The 17,481-nt window shown below is 68.9% G+C and carries 14 protein-coding genes and 1 riboswitch; of the genes, 8 read left to right on the forward strand and 6 right to left on the reverse strand.

What is annotated here, in order from left to right; translation table 11 throughout:
• Positions 1-55 precede the first annotated feature (55 nt).
• Positions 56-2,464, reverse strand: a complete 2,409-nt coding sequence (locus tag TFC3_RS03245; protein ID WP_067495382.1) for a DUF4118 domain-containing protein — start codon at positions 2,462-2,464, stop codon at positions 56-58.
• On the reverse strand, positions 2,464-4,104 hold the full coding sequence (locus TFC3_RS03250; protein WP_201787116.1) for a Na+/H+ antiporter: 1,641 nt from the start codon (positions 4,102-4,104) through the stop codon (positions 2,464-2,466). Before TFC3_RS03250 ends, TFC3_RS03245 begins: the two co-directional genes overlap by 1 nt.
• Positions 4,105-4,175: 71 nt before the next feature.
• On the opposite strand from TFC3_RS03250, the gene TFC3_RS03255 reads away from it, so the two are divergent.
• Complete coding sequence (locus TFC3_RS03255; protein ID WP_067495387.1) at positions 4,176-6,578, forward strand: glycoside hydrolase family 3 C-terminal domain-containing protein; 2,403 nt, start codon at positions 4,176-4,178, stop codon at positions 6,576-6,578.
• On the opposite strand, the gene TFC3_RS03260 is transcribed toward TFC3_RS03255, so the two are convergent.
• On the reverse strand, positions 6,555-6,833 hold the full coding sequence (locus TFC3_RS03260; protein ID WP_067495390.1) for a hypothetical protein: 279 nt from the start codon (positions 6,831-6,833) through the stop codon (positions 6,555-6,557). The two genes, TFC3_RS03255 and TFC3_RS03260, sit on opposite strands and share 24 nt — an antisense overlap.
• A 61-nt stretch (positions 6,834-6,894) precedes the next feature.
• Here TFC3_RS03260 and TFC3_RS36690 point away from each other — a divergent pair, with 61 nt between their 5' ends.
• A complete protein-coding gene (locus TFC3_RS36690; RefSeq protein WP_153040077.1) occupies positions 6,895-7,128 on the forward strand; it encodes a hypothetical protein in 234 nt (77 codons plus the stop codon).
• A gap of 118 nt (positions 7,129-7,246) precedes the next feature.
• A complete protein-coding gene (locus TFC3_RS03265; RefSeq protein WP_161952523.1) occupies positions 7,247-8,017 on the forward strand; it encodes an alpha/beta hydrolase in 771 nt (256 codons plus the stop codon).
• On the opposite strand, the gene ahcY is transcribed toward TFC3_RS03265, so the two are convergent.
• Positions 8,011-9,471, reverse strand: a complete 1,461-nt coding sequence (gene ahcY, locus TFC3_RS03270) for an adenosylhomocysteinase (RefSeq protein WP_067495393.1) — start codon at positions 9,469-9,471, stop codon at positions 8,011-8,013. The genes TFC3_RS03265 and ahcY overlap by 7 nt on opposite strands.
• A gap of 18 nt (positions 9,472-9,489) precedes the next feature.
• Positions 9,490-9,570: riboswitch (S-adenosyl-L-homocysteine riboswitch) on the reverse strand.
• Positions 9,571-9,709: 139 nt separating this feature from the next.
• Here ahcY and TFC3_RS03275 point away from each other — a divergent pair.
• The 3 genes from TFC3_RS03275 to TFC3_RS03285 all read left to right on the forward strand — a co-directional run bounded on the left by TFC3_RS03275 (position 9,710) and on the right by TFC3_RS03285 (position 12,356).
• Complete coding sequence (locus TFC3_RS03275; RefSeq protein WP_236717963.1) at positions 9,710-10,789, forward strand: LacI family DNA-binding transcriptional regulator; 1,080 nt, start codon at positions 9,710-9,712, stop codon at positions 10,787-10,789.
• Between the two features lie 62 nt (positions 10,790-10,851).
• Entirely contained in the window at positions 10,852-11,181 is a 330-nt protein-coding gene (locus TFC3_RS03280) for a YciI family protein (RefSeq protein ID WP_067495396.1), read from the forward strand.
• Positions 11,178-12,356: an RNA polymerase sigma factor gene (locus tag TFC3_RS03285; RefSeq protein ID WP_067495400.1), complete on the forward strand. Its 1,179-nt coding sequence runs from the start codon at positions 11,178-11,180 to the stop codon at positions 12,354-12,356. The genes TFC3_RS03280 and TFC3_RS03285 overlap by 4 nt, the downstream gene beginning before the upstream one ends.
• Here TFC3_RS03285 and TFC3_RS03290 read toward each other — a convergent pair.
• Positions 12,353-13,183, reverse strand: coding sequence for a TIM barrel protein (locus TFC3_RS03290; protein WP_067495403.1), 831 nt, complete (start codon positions 13,181-13,183; stop codon positions 12,353-12,355). The two genes, TFC3_RS03285 and TFC3_RS03290, sit on opposite strands and share 4 nt — an antisense overlap.
• Positions 13,184-13,397: 214 nt before the next feature.
• On the opposite strand from TFC3_RS03290, the gene TFC3_RS03295 reads away from it, so the two are divergent.
• Positions 13,398-14,423, forward strand: a complete 1,026-nt coding sequence (locus TFC3_RS03295) for a M48 family metallopeptidase (protein WP_067495408.1) — start codon at positions 13,398-13,400, stop codon at positions 14,421-14,423.
• Between the two features lie 10 nt (positions 14,424-14,433).
• Positions 14,434-15,006, forward strand: a complete 573-nt coding sequence (def, locus tag TFC3_RS03300; protein ID WP_153040078.1) for a peptide deformylase — start codon at positions 14,434-14,436, stop codon at positions 15,004-15,006.
• A gap of 102 nt (positions 15,007-15,108) precedes the next feature.
• Here the strand turns inward: def and TFC3_RS03305 are convergent, their stop codons facing one another.
• Positions 15,109-17,472 (reverse strand): excinuclease ABC subunit UvrA, encoded by a 2,364-nt coding sequence (locus tag TFC3_RS03305; RefSeq protein WP_067505882.1) that lies wholly within the window; start codon positions 17,470-17,472, stop codon positions 15,109-15,111.
• Positions 17,473-17,481: the final 9 nt, after the last annotated feature.

A 17,481-nucleotide genomic window follows, 5' to 3' on the forward strand; every position in this document is an offset into this window, starting at 1 on the left:
TGATTGGCCCGGCCGACGCCAGCCGGTGCGATGAAGGGACGCGGTTTTCCGCCGATCATCGAGGCGATGGCGCCGTCATGGTGCCCGACGGCAACGCCAGCACCATCGTCAGTCCGCCGCCCGGCGTCTCCTCGGGCACCAGCGTGCCGCCCATCGCCTCGGTCAGCCCGCGGGACAGCGCCAGCCCCAGCCCGACCCCGATGTGGTTGTCCCGGTCGCCGAGGCGCTGGAAGGGCAGGAACACGTCGTCCCACCGGTCCGCCGGGATTCCCGGGCCGTGGTCGATGACCCGGATCTGCACGCTGGGACCGAGCGCGCTCGCGGTGATCACCGGCGGGCGGTCCGGCGGGCTGAAGCGCAGTGCGTTGCCCAGCAGGTTGACCAGCACCCGTTCCAGCAACCCCGGGTCGGCGTGCAGGACCGGCAGGTCGTCGGGGATGTGAGCGATAACGGTGCGGCCTTGCGGTCCCAGATCATCGAGCGCCCGCGGTACGACCTCCTCCGCCCCGATCGCCAGCAACGTCACCCCGAGCGCCCCGGCCTGCAACCGGCTCATGTCCAGCAGGTTGCTCACCAGCCGGTGCAGCCGGTCCAGGCTCTCGTCGGCGGTTTCGAGCAGCGCGGCCCGGTCCTCGTCGTCGAAGTCCACGTCGGCGCTGCGCAGGCTGGCCACCGAGGCTTTCGCCGAGGCCAGCGGGGTGCGCAGATCATGGCTGACCGCGGCCAGCAGCGCCGTCCGCATCCGGTCCGCCTCGGCGATCGGCTTGGCCGCAGCCGCCTCGGCAGCCAGTCGCTCCTGACGCAACGCCACCGCCGCCTGGGCTGCGAACGCCTCGACGATGCGCCGATCGGAGGCTTCGAGCGGTCGCCCGTACAGCAGCATGATGAGGTCGTTGTCGACTTTGACCTCGCTCCCAACAGGACCGGAGGCGTTTCCCACGCTCGCCACCACGGCACCGTCGGAGAGCAGGATTACCGCGTCGAGGGTGAAGGTCTCGCGCAGCCGTTCCAGCAACGCCATCAGCGGCCGCTCGCCCCGCAGGACGCTGCCCGCAACGGTGGCCAGCGTCTGCGCGTCGGCTCCGGCCTGCGCCGCCCGCCGGGTGCTGCGCGCAGCGGTGTCGACCACCCAGCTCACCGCGAGCGCGACCACCACGAAGATCGCCAGCGCGAGCAGGTTGCTGCCCTCGGCGATGGCCAGGCGCCCGAACGGCGGGGTGAAGAACCAGTTCAGCAGCAGGAACCCGCCCACCGCGGCAAGCAGCGCGGACCAGAGTCCGCCGATCAGCGCGATGCCGACGACCGCGGCCAGGAACACCAGGATGTCGTTGGTCAGCGACAACCCCGGACCGAGCTTGAGTGCGCCGGTCAGCGCGGGTAGCCCAGCGGCGACGGCGACCAGGCCGGCGATCCGGCGGCCCCGCGACAGCGCCGCCGGCATCCGGGTGCGCCGGCCCGTCGCGGCGCGCTCGTGCGGCACGAGGTGCACGTCGATCGTGCCGGACAGCGCGGTGGTCGTCACGCCCACGCCTGCACTGAGCAACTGCGCGAGCCTGCCCCGGCTGGAGGCTCCGAGCACGATCTGCGTGGCGTTGACCGCCCGCGCGAAGTCGAGCAGCGCTTGCGGCACGTCGGCGCCGGCCACCTGGTGGTATGAGCCGCCGAGGTCCTCGACCAGCACCCGTTGCCGGGCCAGTTGGGCGGGATCGGCGCCGATCAGCCCGTCGTTGCGGGTCACGTGCACGGCCAGCAGATCCGCGCCCCTGCTGCGTGCGGCGATCCGGGCGGCCCGGCGGATCAGGGTCTCGCCCTCAGCACCCCCGGTCAGGGCCACCACGATGCGTTCCCGGGTTTCCCAGGTCGCCTCGATCTTGTTGTCCGCGCGGTACCGGCCGAGTTGGTCCTCCACCTTGTCGGCCAGCCACAACAAGGCAAGTTCCCGAAGAGCGGTGAGGTTGCCCGTACGGAAATAGTTGCCCAGCGCCGCATCGACCTCCTCGGGCCGATAGACGTTGCCGTGCGCCAGCCGCCGCCGCAACGCCTCCGGGGTCATGTCGACCAGCTCGACCTGCTCCGCGCCGCGCACCACCGCATCGGGTACGGTCTCGCGCGGCGCCACCCCGGTGATCTGCCTGACCACGTCGGTCAGCGACACCAGATGCTGGACGTTCACCGTGCTGAGCACGTCGAACCCGGCCGCCAGCAGCCGCTCCACGTCGCGGTGGTGCCCGGCGAGCTCGTCGACGACGACGAGTTCCGGCTTGCGGGCCGGCACCGCGTCGAGGTCCACCCGCTCCAGGCCGTCGAGCATCGCCGCGGTGTGCGGGCGGCCGTGGGTTTCCACGACCGCCACCACCACATCCGTTCCCCGCGCGGCCCGGCGTTGCGCCTCCTGCAGCATCGCGTAGGTCTTACCGACCCCGGGCGCGGCGCCGAGGTAGATGCGCAACTGTCCGCGGGTCATCAGCGCCGGTCCGGGAGCAGCCGTTCCTCGTGGTCCAGCTCGCGCTCCAGCACCCGCAGACCCTCGTCGGACAGTTGCCCGGCGTCGCGCCACCGCAGCAACTCGTCGCGCTGGGCGTCGATCACCGAGCGGCGTACCCGTAGCGCCGCCTCGTACTGCGAGGAAACCGGCAGCTCGTCGGAGTCCGCCGCGTCGAGCAGGTCGATGCGGCGCTGGTAGCGCTCCAGCCGGTGCCCGTACTGCTTGCGCATCGTCTCGATCGCATGGTCTTCGACGTCGTCGTGCGGGTCCTGGTCGATCTCGTCGAGCCGGTCCATCGCCGCACGCACCGACGCCGCGCGGGCCTCGTTGCGCTCCCGGGCGTCGTCCGTCTCGTTCGCGCGCAGGCCCAGCAGGCGTACCAGTGGCGCGAACGACAAGCCCTGCCCGACCAGCGTGACGAGCACGACCGCAAAGGCACAGAACAGCAGCAGGTCGCGGTCGGGGAACGGCAGGCCCGCATCGGTGTGGGTGGGGATGGTGAAGACGGCCGCAAGCGTGATGACGCCGCGGGTTCCGGCCCAGCTCAAAGCGGTGATTTCCCGTACGTTCAAAGCCCGGTCAGCGCGCCCCGGACTGTCCGCCGGGTCCCCACCGAGCCGGGCATGCATCGACCTCGGCAGTACCTGGGTCACTATCAGGAACAGCGGGCGCAGGAGCAGCGCAACACCGACGGAGATCGCCACCGCGATGACGATGGTCGACGTCTTGTACTCCGACAGGCCCTCGATCACCAGCGGTAGCTGCTGACCGATGAGCAGGAAGACCAGCCCCTCCAGCAGGAAGTCGACCAGCCGCCACACGGCGCTGACCTGCAGCCTGCTGGCGCCCGAGCTGAGCCGCGGGGTGTCGTGCCCGACGATCAGACCGGCCACGACCACCGCCAGCACGCCGGAGACGTACACGTGCTCGGCGAGCGTGTACGCCACGAACGGAGTGGCCAGCGAGATGGCGTTCGCAATCAGCGGGTCGCGCTGGATCGGGCGGGACGCGCGGGCCGCATAGGCGACCACGACACCAGCGATCACACCGCCAGCCGCGGAGATGACGAACTCGCCCACTGTGCTGGCGAACGAGAAGTGCCCGCCGATCGCCGCGGAGACCGCCACGCTCAGCAGGGTCAGGGCGGTGGCGTCGTTGAGCAGCCCCTCGCCCTGGATCAGCGTGATGATGTTGCGCGGCAGGCCGACCTTCTTGCCGACCGCCAGCGCGGCCACCGGGTCGGGCGGGGCGACCGCAGCGCCCAGGGCGACCCCAGCGGCCATGGTGGCGCCGGCCACGAAGAAGTGGAAGCCCGCGCCGATGAGCAGGGCGGTGACCAGGACCAGCACCACGGACAGGCTGATCACGGTACGCAGGTTGTGCCGGATATCCAGCAGGGAGGAATCCAGCGCCGCGTTGTAGAGCAGCGGCGGCAGGATCAGGGTCAGGACTATCTCGGGTTCGAGCTCGATGTTCGGGCCGGGCAGGACGGCGTACATGATCCCGATGAGGGTCAGAAGGGCGGCGGCGGGCAGCCCGGTGCGGTTGGCGATCCACCGGACCGCCACCACCACCGCTACGCCCGCGAGGATGAACAGCAACGTCGTCTCGACACTCACCGAACCATTCTCCCGGATGAGCATGGCATTCGCGTTACGCTGGCCCCCTTTCGCGGCAGCAAAGGATCTTGATGCGGCTTGTACGAGCAACGCTGGCGCTCGTGATGGCTTGCACGGCGCTGGCCGTCGCAGGGGGCACCGAGGACCAGATGGCTCCCGCTCAGCGCGCCGAGTCGCTGCTGCAGCGGATGACCCGCGCTGAGAAGCTGACCCTCATGCACGGCGGCGCGGCCTGCGGATATGTCGGTTGCGTGGACGGCGTCGACCGGCTGGGCATACCACCGCTGCGCCTGCAGGACGGCCCGACCGGCGTGGGCGGCGGGCTCACCGGCGTGACCCAGCTCCCGGCACCCGTAGCCGCGGCAGCCGTTTGGGATCCCGCCATGCTCAGCGCGTACGGCAAGGTGCTGGGCTCGGAGCAATGGGCCAAGGGCACCGACGTGGTGCTCGCGCCCACGATCAACATCGTCCGGGACCCGCGCTGGGGGCGGGCGTTCGAGTCGCTGGGCGAGGATCCCTACCTGGCCGGCCAGGCGGCCGCAGCGGAGATTCGGGCAATCCAGGCCGAAGGCCCCATGGCGCAGGTCAAGCACTACGCGGTCTACAACCAGGAAACCGCGCGCAACACCGGGGACAGCAACGCCACGGTCGATGAGCGGACGCTGCGCGAGATCTACCTGCCCGCTTTCGAGGACGCGATCGGAGCCGGGGCCGACTCGGTTATGTGCGGCTACAACCCGGTCAACGGCGTCTTCCCGTGCGAGAACGGCTATCTGCAGCAGCGCATTCTGCGTGACGAACTCGGGTTCCGCGGCTTCGTCACCTCGGACTGGGATGCCACCCATTCGACCTTGGCCTCGATCGCCAACGGACTCGACATGGAAATGCCCGGCGCGGAGTTCTATGGTCAGCCGCTTACCGATTCGGGGGTCGACGTGGACGCGAACGCGCGCCGGATCCTGACCGCGATGGTCCGCCGGGGCCTGGTCGGCAAGGGGTCGCACGGCAGCCGCGAAGCACCGGTGACCTCGCACGCCACGGTCGCCCGGCAGGTCGCTGAGCAGGGCAGCGTGCTGTTGAAGAACGATGCCGGGGTGCTGCCCGTGAACGCCGGCGTCCGCTCGATCGCGGTGCTCGGCAGCGGAGCCGGGACCAGCGTGCTCAGCCAGGGCGGCGGGAGTGCTCGCGTCGATCCGCCGTACGCCATCTCGCCCTTTCGGGGTTTGCAGGAGCGCGCCGGCACTCAGGCCTCGGTCACCTATCAGCCGGGGAACACGCGGGCCGATGGCGCTCTGCCCACCGTTTCGCTGCCGCTGACCGGCTCGATCTTTGCGAACACCGCGCTGAGCGGGCCGGCCATCGCCGCGCGCTCGGACACCGGGCTGGACGGCAACTGGCGTGGCGGCGATCCGGGCACCGGCGTCGCCTCGAACTGGTCGGCGCGCTGGACCGGCACCCTCACCGCGCCGGTCACCGGCACCTATACGTTCTCGCTGACCAACACCGACGGCGGGCGGCTGCTGCTCGGCGACCGCCTGCTGATTGACAACGGCTGGTCCGAGCGAGGGCTGACCTCGAAGCAGGCTTCCGTCACGCTGACGGCCGGCCAGCAGGAGCCGGTGACCATCAAGTTCGCCCAGTTCAGCGGCAACGCGGTGGTCAACCTCGGATGGACGCTGCCCGGGCAGAAGCTGCACGACGACGCGGTGAGAGCGGCGGCGGCAGCGGATCTGGCGGTCGTGGTGGTGGGCCGGTTCAGCACAGAAGGCGCCGACCTGCCGGGCATCGACCTGCCCGCGGATCAGAACAAGCTGGTCGAGGATGTGGCGTCGGCCAACCCCAACACGGTCGTGGTGGTCAACTCCGGGTCGGCGGTGACCATGCCGTGGGCTTCGCGCGTACGGGGAATCATCGAAGCCTGGTATCCGGGGCAGGAGTACGGCCACGCCCTCGCGGCCCTGCTCTTCGGCGACGTCAACTTCTCGGGCAAACTCCCCGTGACGTTCCCCCGCACGCTGGCCGACGTACCGGCCGCAGCTCCGGCTCGCTGGCCCGGCGGGCAGTATTCGGAAGGTCTGCAGGTCGGCTACCGCTGGTACGACGCCCGCGGCATCGAGCCCCTGTTCCCGTTCGGCTATGGGTTGTCCTACACCACGTTCGCCTACTCCGACCTGCGGGTTTCCGGACGCGAGGTCTCGTACACGATCACCAACACCGGGCAGCGCGCCGGCGATGAGGTGGCCCAGGTCTACGTGCAGCAGCCCGCCTCCACCGGAGAGCCACCTCGCAACCTGCGCGGTTTTGCTCGGGTGTCGCTCAAACCCGGTGAGTCCCGGCGCGTGACCACAGTGCTGGACGAACGCAGCTTCCAGCACTGGGCCGGCGCCTGGGTGTCTACGAAGGGGACTCACACGGTTTTGGTTGGCTCGTCGTCGCGAACTCTGCCGCTGTCAGCCCAGGTGACTGTCTCGTAGCGCGCGGCGTGCTTCGTGGCGGCTGCGCCGGCGGTCGGTGCGCAGCAGGTAGTGGCGTTCGCGGTTGCCACCGCGCGAGTCGCCGTAGAACGCGGTCGCGACCCAGTGGCAGCCGGTCGGCTTGGTGCTCTCCGGAGTGATCTCGGCGGGCAGCGTGCAGCCCCCGAAGCGGTGGTCATGCACGGGGACACTGGTCGCCATCGGCGTGTCCGCCATTTGCACCCACTGCGGCCGGGTCTTGTCGGTCCTGCTCATACGGGCACCTCATCGGCTCCGTGACGCCCCGGGGTGGGGCCGTCGCTAGATCGGGTGCACCGTGATCACCAACCTTCCTCCAGGAATGGCTTGCTGGAAGAACCGTACCTCCCTGCCGGAATTCCTCTTTGTGGCGCCCACATTCCATGGTGAAGCCAGCTACGTCCACACCATGAAGCCGCCGACGAACATCGCTTCCAAGTGGACCTGGAATTACTTCTTGGGAGACCGGCCACTTGGCTTCCTGCTAATCGGCTGTCCGTGGACTGCTGCCAGTCGAAATGGCGACGGCTGACGGCAATTCATAAATGAATTGCGTTCGGGGCAACCCGGCCGGTATATCATGGGGAATGGTTGTCTCGGTAACTCCCGTGCCTGGTGGGCCGGCTGCTGTTCCGGACTTCGCGGGCTTGATGTTTGACATCCCGGTCGAGTCGGTGCCCACGCCGCACGGCTTGCTGATCACGGCCGAGAACGCCAACCCCGGGAACGGTCTTCTGCTGTACGTGCACGGCGGCGGGTTCGAGCATCGCAACCCCCCGCTGATGAACCGGGCCGGTTACCTGTTCTCCAAGGCCACCGGCCGTCCGACGCTGGTTGTGCACTACCGGCTCGCGCCCGCGCACCCGTATCCGGCGCCCGTCGACGATGTGCTCGACGCCTACCGCAGCTTGACCGCTGGCACTGGGGACAGCGACGTGCGCGTCATCGCCGAATCCTCCGGGGCGGCCCTCGCGCTGACCGCCGCGCAGCGTCTTCGGGATGCGGGGGAGAAGCTGCCGGCCGGGATCCTCACCTGGTCAGCGGTCACCGACCTGACCATCTCGGGGCCGTCCGTGGATGACTCGCCGGACGATCCGGTGTCGAGGGAATTGCTGACCCACCTCATCGGGCAGTATCTGGGAGGGACCAGGGCCGAGGAAGCCTCGCCACTTCACCAGGATCTGACCGGCCTGCCGCCGCTGAGCATGGTCGTCGGCGGCGCCGAGGCACTCAAAGACGACACGCTGCGTCTCGCGGCGAAGGTCGAGGACGCCGAGGTAGACGTCTACGAGGGCCTGGCCCACGTCTTCCAGACGGCGATCTTCGAGGATGGCAACCCGCTCGGCGGGCATTTGCTGGATCGGATAGCAAAATGGGGCCGCACTCCGAAGAGCGCGACCCCATCAGGCGTGGATCAGTAGCGGTAGTGGTCCGGCTTGTACGGGCCCTCAACCGCAACGCCGAGGTACTCGGCCTGCTTCTTGGAAAGCTCGGTCAGCTTCACGCCGAGCGCGTCGAGGTGCAGACGCGCGACCTTCTCGTCCAAGTGCTTGGGCAGCACGTAGACCTGCTTGTCGTACTCGCCCGGCTTGGTCCAGAGCTCGATCTGCGCGATCACCTGGTTGGTGAACGAGTTCGACATGACGAAGCTGGGGTGCCCGGTGGCGTTGCCCAGGTTCATCAGGCGACCCTCGGAGAGCACGATGACCGCGTGCCCGTCCGGGAAGCGCCACTCGTGCACCTGCGGCTTGACCTCGACCTTTTCGATGCCGGGGACCTTGGCCAGCCCGGCCATGTCGATCTCGTCGTCGAAGTGACCGACGTTGGCGACGATGGCGTTGTGCTTCATCCTCGCCATGTGCTCCGGCGTGATGATGTCGGTGCCACCGGTGGTGGTGATGAAGATGTCCGCCTGGTCGACGAAGTCCTCGATCGGGGCAACCTGCATGCCGTCCATCGCTGCCTGCAGCGCGCAGATCGGGTCGATCTCGGTGACGATGACCCGGGCACCCTGGCCGCGCAGCGTCTCGGCCGAGCCCTTGCCGACGTCGCCGTAGCCGCACACGATGGCGAGCTTGCCGCCGATCATGACGTCGGTGGCGCGGTTGAGACCGTCGACCAGCGAGTGGCGGATGCCGTACTTGTTGTCGAACTTGCTCTTGGTGACCGAGTCGTTGACGTTGATCGCCGGGAAGAGCAGCTCGTTCGACTTGGCGAACTTGTAGAGGCGCGCCACGCCGGTGGTGGTCTCCTCGGTGACGCCGCGGATCTCGGCAGCGATCTTGGTGAACCGCCCCTTGTCCGCAGCCAGGCTGCGGCGCAGCGTGTCGAGAATGATCGTGTACTCGTGGTTGTCCTCGGCGGTGGTCGCGGGGACCGCGCCGGCCTTCTCGAACTCCACGCCCTTGTGCACGAGCAGGGTGGCGTCGCCGCCGTCGTCCAGGATCATGTTCGGGCCGAGGCCGTCAGCGAACGTGAAGAGCTGCTCGGTGCACCACCAGTACTCCTCCAGCGTCTCGCCCTTCCAGGCGAAGACCGGAACGCCGGCGGGGGCCTCGACAGTGCCCTCGGGGCCTACGACGATGGCCGCGGCGGCCTCGTCCTGGGTCGAGAAGATGTTGCAGGACACCCAGCGGACCTGCGCGCCGAGCGCGGTGAGCGTCTCGATCAGCACCGCGGTCTGGATGGTCATGTGCAGCGAGCCCGCGATCCGCGCGCCGGCCAGCGGCTGCGCGGCCTTGAACTCCTCGCGGATGCTCATGAGGCCCGGCATCTCGTGCTCGGCCAGCCGCATCTGGTGGCGGCCGAACGTGGCGAGGCTCAGGTCAGCAACGGCGAAGTCGAGGCCGTTGATCTTCTGCAGTCGTTCGGACATGAAAGAGGGCACCCCCCTCATCAGGGGGCGCCCTTGACGTCGTGACCGCCGAGCCGAGCGTGGCGGACCACCAGGTCCGTCGCAGCGCCCCTCGGCTCCGGGGATGCGCCGGGTTGCCGACGCGACGACAAGCATACCGCCGACCTTCCAAGATCGTCTCGAACGCCGGTCGAAACCCTCATGACAAAGACCACCAAGATCCTTGAAAACCCCTCAAAAACCCCTCAGAGTGTACGAGGTGAAGTCTCGTCCGATCGACCCTCCGCCGACCTTTGCGAGACCGAAGCACCCCTATCGGATCCGCGAAATCGCCGCCCAGTCGGGCCTGAGCCTGGCCACGGTCGACCGCGTGTTGCATCGCCGGGGCGGTGTCCGGGCGGGCACGGTCCGCGAGGTCGAGCAGGCCATCGCCGACCTGGACAAACAGCGCACCCAACTTCGCATCGCCGGCCGCACGTTCATGGTCGACGTCATCGTTGCGTCCCCGGCCCGCTTCACCGCCGCCGTACAAGCCGCGCTGGAAGCCGAACTACCAGCTCTACGCCCAGCCGTATTGCGTTGCCGGTTCCACTTCTTCGACAGCGCCTCACCCGCCGAACTGCTGACCGTGCTGGACAAAGTGGCAAAGGCCGGCTCGCACGGCGTCATTCTCAAGGCCCCCGACCTGCCCGGCCTGGTTGCCGCCGTGGGCAAGCTGACCCGGCAGGCAATTCCGGTAGTGACCTTCGTGACTGACCTGCCCACGAGCGCCCGGTGCGCCTACGTGGGCATCGACAACCGAGCGGCGGGCGCCACGGCGGCGTACCTGATGCGGCAATGGCTCGGCGCAAGCGGCGGGGACGTGCTCGTGGTGCGGGGGCACAGCTCGTTTCGCGGCGAAGACGAGCGGGAGATGGGTTTCCGGGCCGAGATGCGCACCCACGACAAGAAACGGCGGCTGCTCGAAGTCGTCGACGAGGAGGATCGCGCGGAAACCGTCCACACCGGAACGCGGGCCGTGCTCGCGGTCAACCCCGAGGTCCGGGCCGTCTACTCGATGTACGCCGGGGCCGGTGGCAACGCGGCCGTGGTCGACGCCTTCGAGTCCGAGCAGCGCCGCTACGACGTCTTCATCGCCCACGATCTCGACGGCGAGAACACCGCCCTGCTGCGCGAACGCCGGCTGTCCGCGGTGCTGCACCATGACCTGCGCCAGGATCTGCGCCGGGCCTGCCATGCTCTGCTGCAAGCCCAGGGTGCGCTGCCCGGCCCGGCGCGCTCTCAGCCGTCCGCCGTGCAGGTCATCACTCCGCACAACGCCCCCGCGGCAGAATTTTGATCAGGCTGTCCGATCCGGGTCCGGCCGATCGTCATGGCAGGACAACCGAGGAAAGGAACCCCATGCAGTACATGATGTTCGTCTGCACCGACACCGAGCCTGAGACCGACGAGTCGCAGATTCCCGACATCTTTCAGTGGGTGGCCGACAACGATGAGGCCGGCCGCCGGGTGAGCGGCAATGAGCTGGTCCCGCCGTCCTCGGCCACCACGGTCCGGGTGCGCGGCGGCGAGCTGCTGCTCAGCGACGGCCCGTTCGCCGAGACCAAGGAGGTCATCGTGGGCTTCGACCTGCTGGAATGCGCCGACCTGGACGAGGCGATCGAGGTGGCCCGCACCCACCCGATGGCCTATTCCGGGCGCATCGAGCTGCGGCCGTTCCACCAGGAATGAGCGTCCGAGCCGCGATCGAGGAGGCGACCCGGGACTCCTACGCCCGGGTCGTCGCCACGCTCATCCGGATCACCGGTGACTGGGACCTGGCCGAGGACTGTGCCCAGGACGCGTTGGCGGTGGCGCTGGAGAAATGGCCTGCTGCGGGCGTACCGGAAAACCCTGGGGCTTGGCTGTTGACCGTGGCTCGTAACCGCGCGCTGGATGTGCTGCGGCGTGCTTCGCTGGAACGCCGCAAGGTCGCGGAGCTGGCGCATCTGCCGCTGGACCCGCCGTCGCCGGCGCATGACGACCGGCTGCGGCTGATCTTCACGTGCTGCCATCCGGCGCTGTCGCTGCCGGCCCGGGTGGCCCTGACCTTGCGCACGATTGCGGGCCTGCCCACCGCCGCGATTGCGCGTGCCTTTCTGGTCACCGAACCGACGATGACGCGCCGGCTCACCCGGGCCAAGACCAAGATCGCGCAGGCCGGGATAGCCTACCGGGTGCCGTCGGGAGCCGCCCTGACCGAGCGTCTGCCGAGCGTGCTGGGCGTGCTGTACCTGCTGTTCAACCATGGTTACGGCGCGGGCGGCGAGACGAGCTTCGCCGACGAAGCGGTCCGGCTGACCCGGCTGCTGGCCCGCTTGATGCCGGAGCAGAGCGAGGTGGCCGGGCTGCTCGCGCTGTGCCTGATCCAGCACTCCCGGCGGCACGCCCGCCGTGACGATTCGGGTGCGCTGCTGACTCTGGCCGAGCAGGATCGCTCACGCTGGGACCACGCGATGATCGCCGAGGGCCTGGCCGCCCTGCCGGACCCCGGTGGCCCGTATGCGCTGCAGGCCCGCATCGCCGCCTGCCACACGCGCGAGACCACCGACTGGCCGCAGATCGCGGCCCTTTATGACCGATTGGCCGCCGTCGTCCCGTCACCCGTGGTGCAGCTCAATCGCGCGGTCGCTTACGGGTACGCCCAAAGCCCCGCAACCGGCCTGACCATGCTGGCCGAAGCCCGGGTCGCAGGCGCGCTGGACGGCTACCCCTACGCCCTCGCCGCCGAAGCCGACCTGACCGCCCGAGCCGGCCACACCCCAGCCGCCGTGGCCCTGTTCGAGCAGGCCGCCGCCGCAGCCCACTCGCCCGCCGAGGCCCAGGCCCTGCTCCGCCGAGCCACCGAGCTCACCTCCGACACCTAGCCGGCCGCGAGGGTGCACAGCGTCTCGATGCTGCGGCGTACGTCCGCGGCCGGCCCCTCGCCGGCCGGTTCGGCGTCGAGGATGGCGTCCTGTTCCAGCACCCACCAGCCGTCGTATCCGTGCCGCTGCAACGCCGTCACCACACCGGCGAAGTCGACATCGCCGTCGCCGATCGGCCGGAACATGCCCGCGCGCACCGCCTCGGTGAACGTACGCCGGCCCTCGCGAACCGAAGCCGCCAGCTCGGCGTCCACGTCCTTGGCGTGCACGTGGGCGATCCGGTCCCCGGCCTGCGCAGCCAGCACGGCGGGATCGGTGCCCCCGATCAGCAGGTGCCCGGTGTCGAGGCAGAGCGCGATCTGCGACCCGTCGAGCACCCGCCGTACTTCCTCCGGCCGCTCAACCATCGTTCCCATGTGCGGGTGCAGCACCGCAGTCAACCCGGCATCGCGTGCCGCCGAGGCCAGACGGTCCACGTTGGCCAGTAGGCGTTTCCAGTCGTCGGCGTCGAGCACAGGGCGTGAGTCGTAGCCAGCAAGTCCAGTGGCAGCAGCCAGAACAACGGTGTCGGCGCCTGCGGCAACGAACCGGTCCAAGTCGACAGTCGGCGTCCAGGTGTGCAACACGACGGGGACGAAGCCGCCGACCGCGCTCAGGCCGTACCGGGAAAGAATGGTGTCCTCGGGCAGGAAGCCGTCCGGACCGAATTCCGTCGCGGTGAGGCCCAGGTCGTGCATTTCCCGCAGGACCCGCTCGACGGGGAGTTGGTGCCCCCAGCCCGGGACTTCGCTGATGCCCCACGAGATTGGTGCTCCGGCGATCCGCATACGCCGAGCATGGACGTGTAACGAGATCGTAACAAGCAGTCATGTACCTCAAAAACACCTCATGCTGAGGGGTTTTAAGCGCCAGGAGAGGCCCGTCGGTCGGCCGAAAGTCGCAGAGGTGGGCGGGCAGAGTTCCGGCTGCGAGCGGATGTGCACATTTGACCCCGAGGGCCAAGCTCAGCAGGAACAACGATCCCGTCCTTACGGAGCAGTCATGACCGACGCCGATGACAACCGGCCCGCCCGGCAGCGCGTGACGCTGACCGGCATCAGCTCGCGAGCGTGGGAGCACCCCGCGGATCGTGGAGCCTTGACCGCCCTGCGCGAGCTGCGGGGCTTCGACGAAGTCGTCAAGGGCTTCTTCGGCATGTGGAACGAGCGCGGCTTCCGGCTGCAGTATCTGGCCGGCTCGGTGCGCGTCGACCACCGCCAGTACCCGAGGGTCTACCAGCGCTTCACCGAGGCCGCCACGACGCTGGACGTCGCCGAGCTGCCCGAGCTGTTCGTCACCCAGAACCCGGTCATCCACAGCCAGGCGATCGGCATGGACAAGCCGTTCATCGTGATCTCCACGGCGGCCGTCGAGAAGCTGGACGACGAGGAGCTGCGCACGCTGCTCGGGCACGAGATCGGCCACGTGCGCAGCGGGCACGCTGTCTACCAGACAATTATGATGATCCTGACCCGCTGGGCCGCGAACATCAGCTTCATCCCGGTCGGCGTGATCGCCATGCGGGCCATCATCGCTGCCATGTACGAGTGGTGGCGCAAGGCCGAGCTGTCGGCCGACCGCGCCGGGCTGCTCGCCGCTCAGGATCCGGCGGCGTCGCTGCGGCTGCTGATGAAGCTGGCCGGTGGCGGCGACCTCAGCCAGATCGACACCACCGCGTTCCTCGAACAGGCCGCCGAGTACGAGGGCGGCGGGGACCTGCGCGACAGCATCCACAAGATCGGGCTGACCGCGTGGAGCAGCGTGCCCGTACCCGTGGCCAGGGCCGCCGAGTTGCGCAAGTGGATCGACTCCGGCGACTACGCACGCATCGTGGCCGGCGAGTACGACCGCCGCGACGGCGACAGCAACGCCTCGGTGACCGAAGATGTCAAGGCGGCCGCGTCGCACTACCGCGAAACGTTCCGCACCTCCTCCGACCCGCTCGTCACGCTCGCCCGCAAGGTCGGCGACGGTGCAGCAGACCTCGGCGGTAAGGCACGCGACTGGGCAAGCCGCCGCAACTCCTAGAATTGGCATCGTGCAGACCCGGGCTGGAACACCACGACCGATCACCCGTTACGGCAACCCCGTGCTTCATCGGCGCTGCGCCGAGGTGACCGATTTCGACGACGCGCTCGAGCAACTCGTCGCCGACATGTTCGCCAGCATGGCCGCCGCCGACGGGGTCGGGCTGGCCGCCAACCAGATCGGCGTGGACGCCCGGGTCTTCGTGATCGACTGCCCGGACGAGACCGGCACCCACGTGATCGCGCACATCGTCAACCCGGTGCTGCACCTGCCCGAGAGCACCGGGACGCGCGACCTCGATGTGGACGACGAGGGCTGCTTGTCGGTGCCCGGCGTGCGCGCCGACGTGGGCCGCCCGGTCACCTCGGCCGTGACGGGCGTGGACCTGCACGGCAACCCGGTCCGCATCGACGGGACCGGGTTGCTCGCGCGCTGCCTGCAGCATGAGACAGATCACCTGGACGGGCTGCTCTACGTCGACCGGCTCCCGGCCAAGCAGCGCAAGAAACTGCTCGCACGCAGCGCAGATGCGCCGGCGGTGGGCGTAGCCGAACAGGCAGGGCGCCCCGGCCGACCGGATTGATTTTGATGATCGACGGTACGGATGGACAACAACCGCGCCGGTCGATACTCTTTGCTGGACGCCGTTGCGAGTTCTTCCCCCGTGGAATTCGCAGCGGCGCTCCTATTTCCCGACATAGGTCGCCAGGTGCTCCCCGGTCAGGGTTGAGCCGGCGGCGACCAGAACGGCCGGGGTGCCCTCGAAGACGATTCGCCCGCCGTCGTGGCCGGCGCCCGGACCCAGGTCGATGATCCAGTCCGCGTGCGCCATGACCGCCTGGTGATGCTCGATCACGATCACCGACTTGCCCCCGTCCACCAACCGGTCCAGCAGACCCAGCAACTGCTCGACGTCGGCCAGGTGCAGCCCGGTGGTCGGCTCGTCGAGGACGTAGACCCCGCCCTTGTCGCCCAGGTGGGTGGCCAGCTTGAGCCGCTGGCGTTCACCGCCGGACAGCGTGGTGAGCGGCTGGCCCAGGCTCAGATAGCCCAGCCCGACCTCGGCCAGGTGCGTCAGGATCTTGTGGGCGGCCGGGGTCTTCGCCTCGCCGGTGCCGAAGAACTGCTCGGCCTCGCTGACCGGCATGGCCAGCACCTCGCTGATGTCGCGGCCGCCGAAGCGGTATTCCAGCACCGAGGCGTCGAACCGCTTGCCCTCGCACTGCTCGCACACGGTGGCCACCCCGGCCATCATCGCCAGGTCGGTGAAGATCACCCCGGCGCCGTTGCAGGTCGGGCAGGCGCCCTCGGAGTTCGCGCTGAACAGGGCGGGCTTGACGCCGTTGGCCTTGGCGAACGCCTTGCGAACCGGCTCCAGCAAACCCGTGTACGTCGCCGGGTTGCTGCGCCGCGACCCCTTGATCGGCGCCTGGTCGACAGCGATGACCCCGTCGCGACCGGCCACCGAGCCGTGGATCAGCGAGCTCTTGCCCGACCCGGCCACCCCCGTCACCACCGTCAGCACGCCGAGCGGGATATCCACGTCCACGTTCTGCAAGTTGTGCTCCGCAGCCCCGCGCACCTGGAGCACCCCGGAGGCCTTGCGCACCGAGGGCTTGAGCGCGGCCCGGTCGTCCAGATGCCGCCCGGTGAGCGTGCCGCTGGCCCGCAGACCCTCGACGGTGCCCTCGTACATCACCTCGCCGCCCGCTGTGCCGGCCCGGGGACCGAGGTCGACCACGTGGTCGGCGATCGCGATGGCCTCCGGCTTGTGCTCCACGACCAGCACGGTGTTGCCTTTGTCGCGCAGTTGCAGCAGCAGTTCGTTCATCCGCTGGATGTCATGCGGGTGCAGGCCGATTGTGGGCTCGTCGAACACGTACGTGACGTCGGTCAGCGAGGAGCCGAGGTGCCGGATCATCTTGGTGCGCTGCGCCTCGCCGCCGGACAGGGTCCCCGACGAGCGGTCCAGGCTCAGATAGCCCAGGCCGATGGTGACGAACGAGTCCAGGGTGTGCTGCAGCTTACCCATCAGCGGGGCCACCGACGCGTCGTCGACCGTACGAACCCACTCGGCCAGGTCGCTGATCTGCATCGCGCACGCGTCGGCGATGCTGACCCCCTTGATCTTCGAGGACCGGGCAGCCTCGCTGAGCCGGGTCCCCGCGCACTCCGGGCAGACGCCAAAGGTGACCACCCGCTCGACGAACGCGCGGATGTGCGGTTGCAGCGCGTCGACGTCCTTGCTGAGCATCGATTTCTGGATGCGGGGGATCAGCCCCTCGTACGTCAGGTTGATGCCCTCGACCTTGATCTTCGTGGGTTCCTTGTGGAGCAGATCGTTGAGCTCACGCTTGGTGAACTTGGCAATCGGCTTGTCCGCGTCGAAGAAGCCGCAGCCGTTGAAGATGCGGCCGTACCAGCCCTCCATGCTGTAGCCCGGGATGGTCAGCGCACCCTCGTTGAGCGACTTGCTGTCGTCGTAGAGCTGGGTGAGGTCGATGTCGGAGATGCGACCCATGCCCTCGCAGCGAGGACACATGCCGCCGGTGATGCTGAATTCCCGGCGCTCCTTGATCGTCTGTCCGTTTTTCTGTACGGACACAGCCCCCGCCCCGCTGAGCGACGCGACGTTGAACGAGAACGCCTGCGCCGATCCCACGTGCGGCTGACCCAACCGGCTGAACAGGATCCGCAGCATCGCGTTGGCATCGGTGACCGTGCCGAGCGTGGAGCGCGGGTTGGCGCCGATCCGCTCCTGGTCCACGATGATCGCGGTGGTCAGCCCCTCCAGCACGTCGACCTCGGGGCGCGCCAGGGCCGGCATGAAGCCCTGCACGAACGCGCTGTACGTTTCGTTGATCATCCGCTGTGACTCCGCGGCGATCGTGGCGAACACCAGCGAGCTCTTGCCCGACCCGGAGACCCCGGTGAACACCGTCAGCCGCCGCTTCGGGATTTCGACGCTGACGTCCTTGAGGTTGTTCTCCCGCGCGCCGTGCACGCGGATCAGGTCGTGGCTGTCAGCGGCGTGCTGTCCTGTCTCCATGCCCGGCAC

This window comes from Actinoplanes sp. TFC3, from assembly GCF_001553785.1.
GTDB lineage: Bacteria > Actinomycetota > Actinomycetes > Mycobacteriales > Micromonosporaceae > Actinoplanes.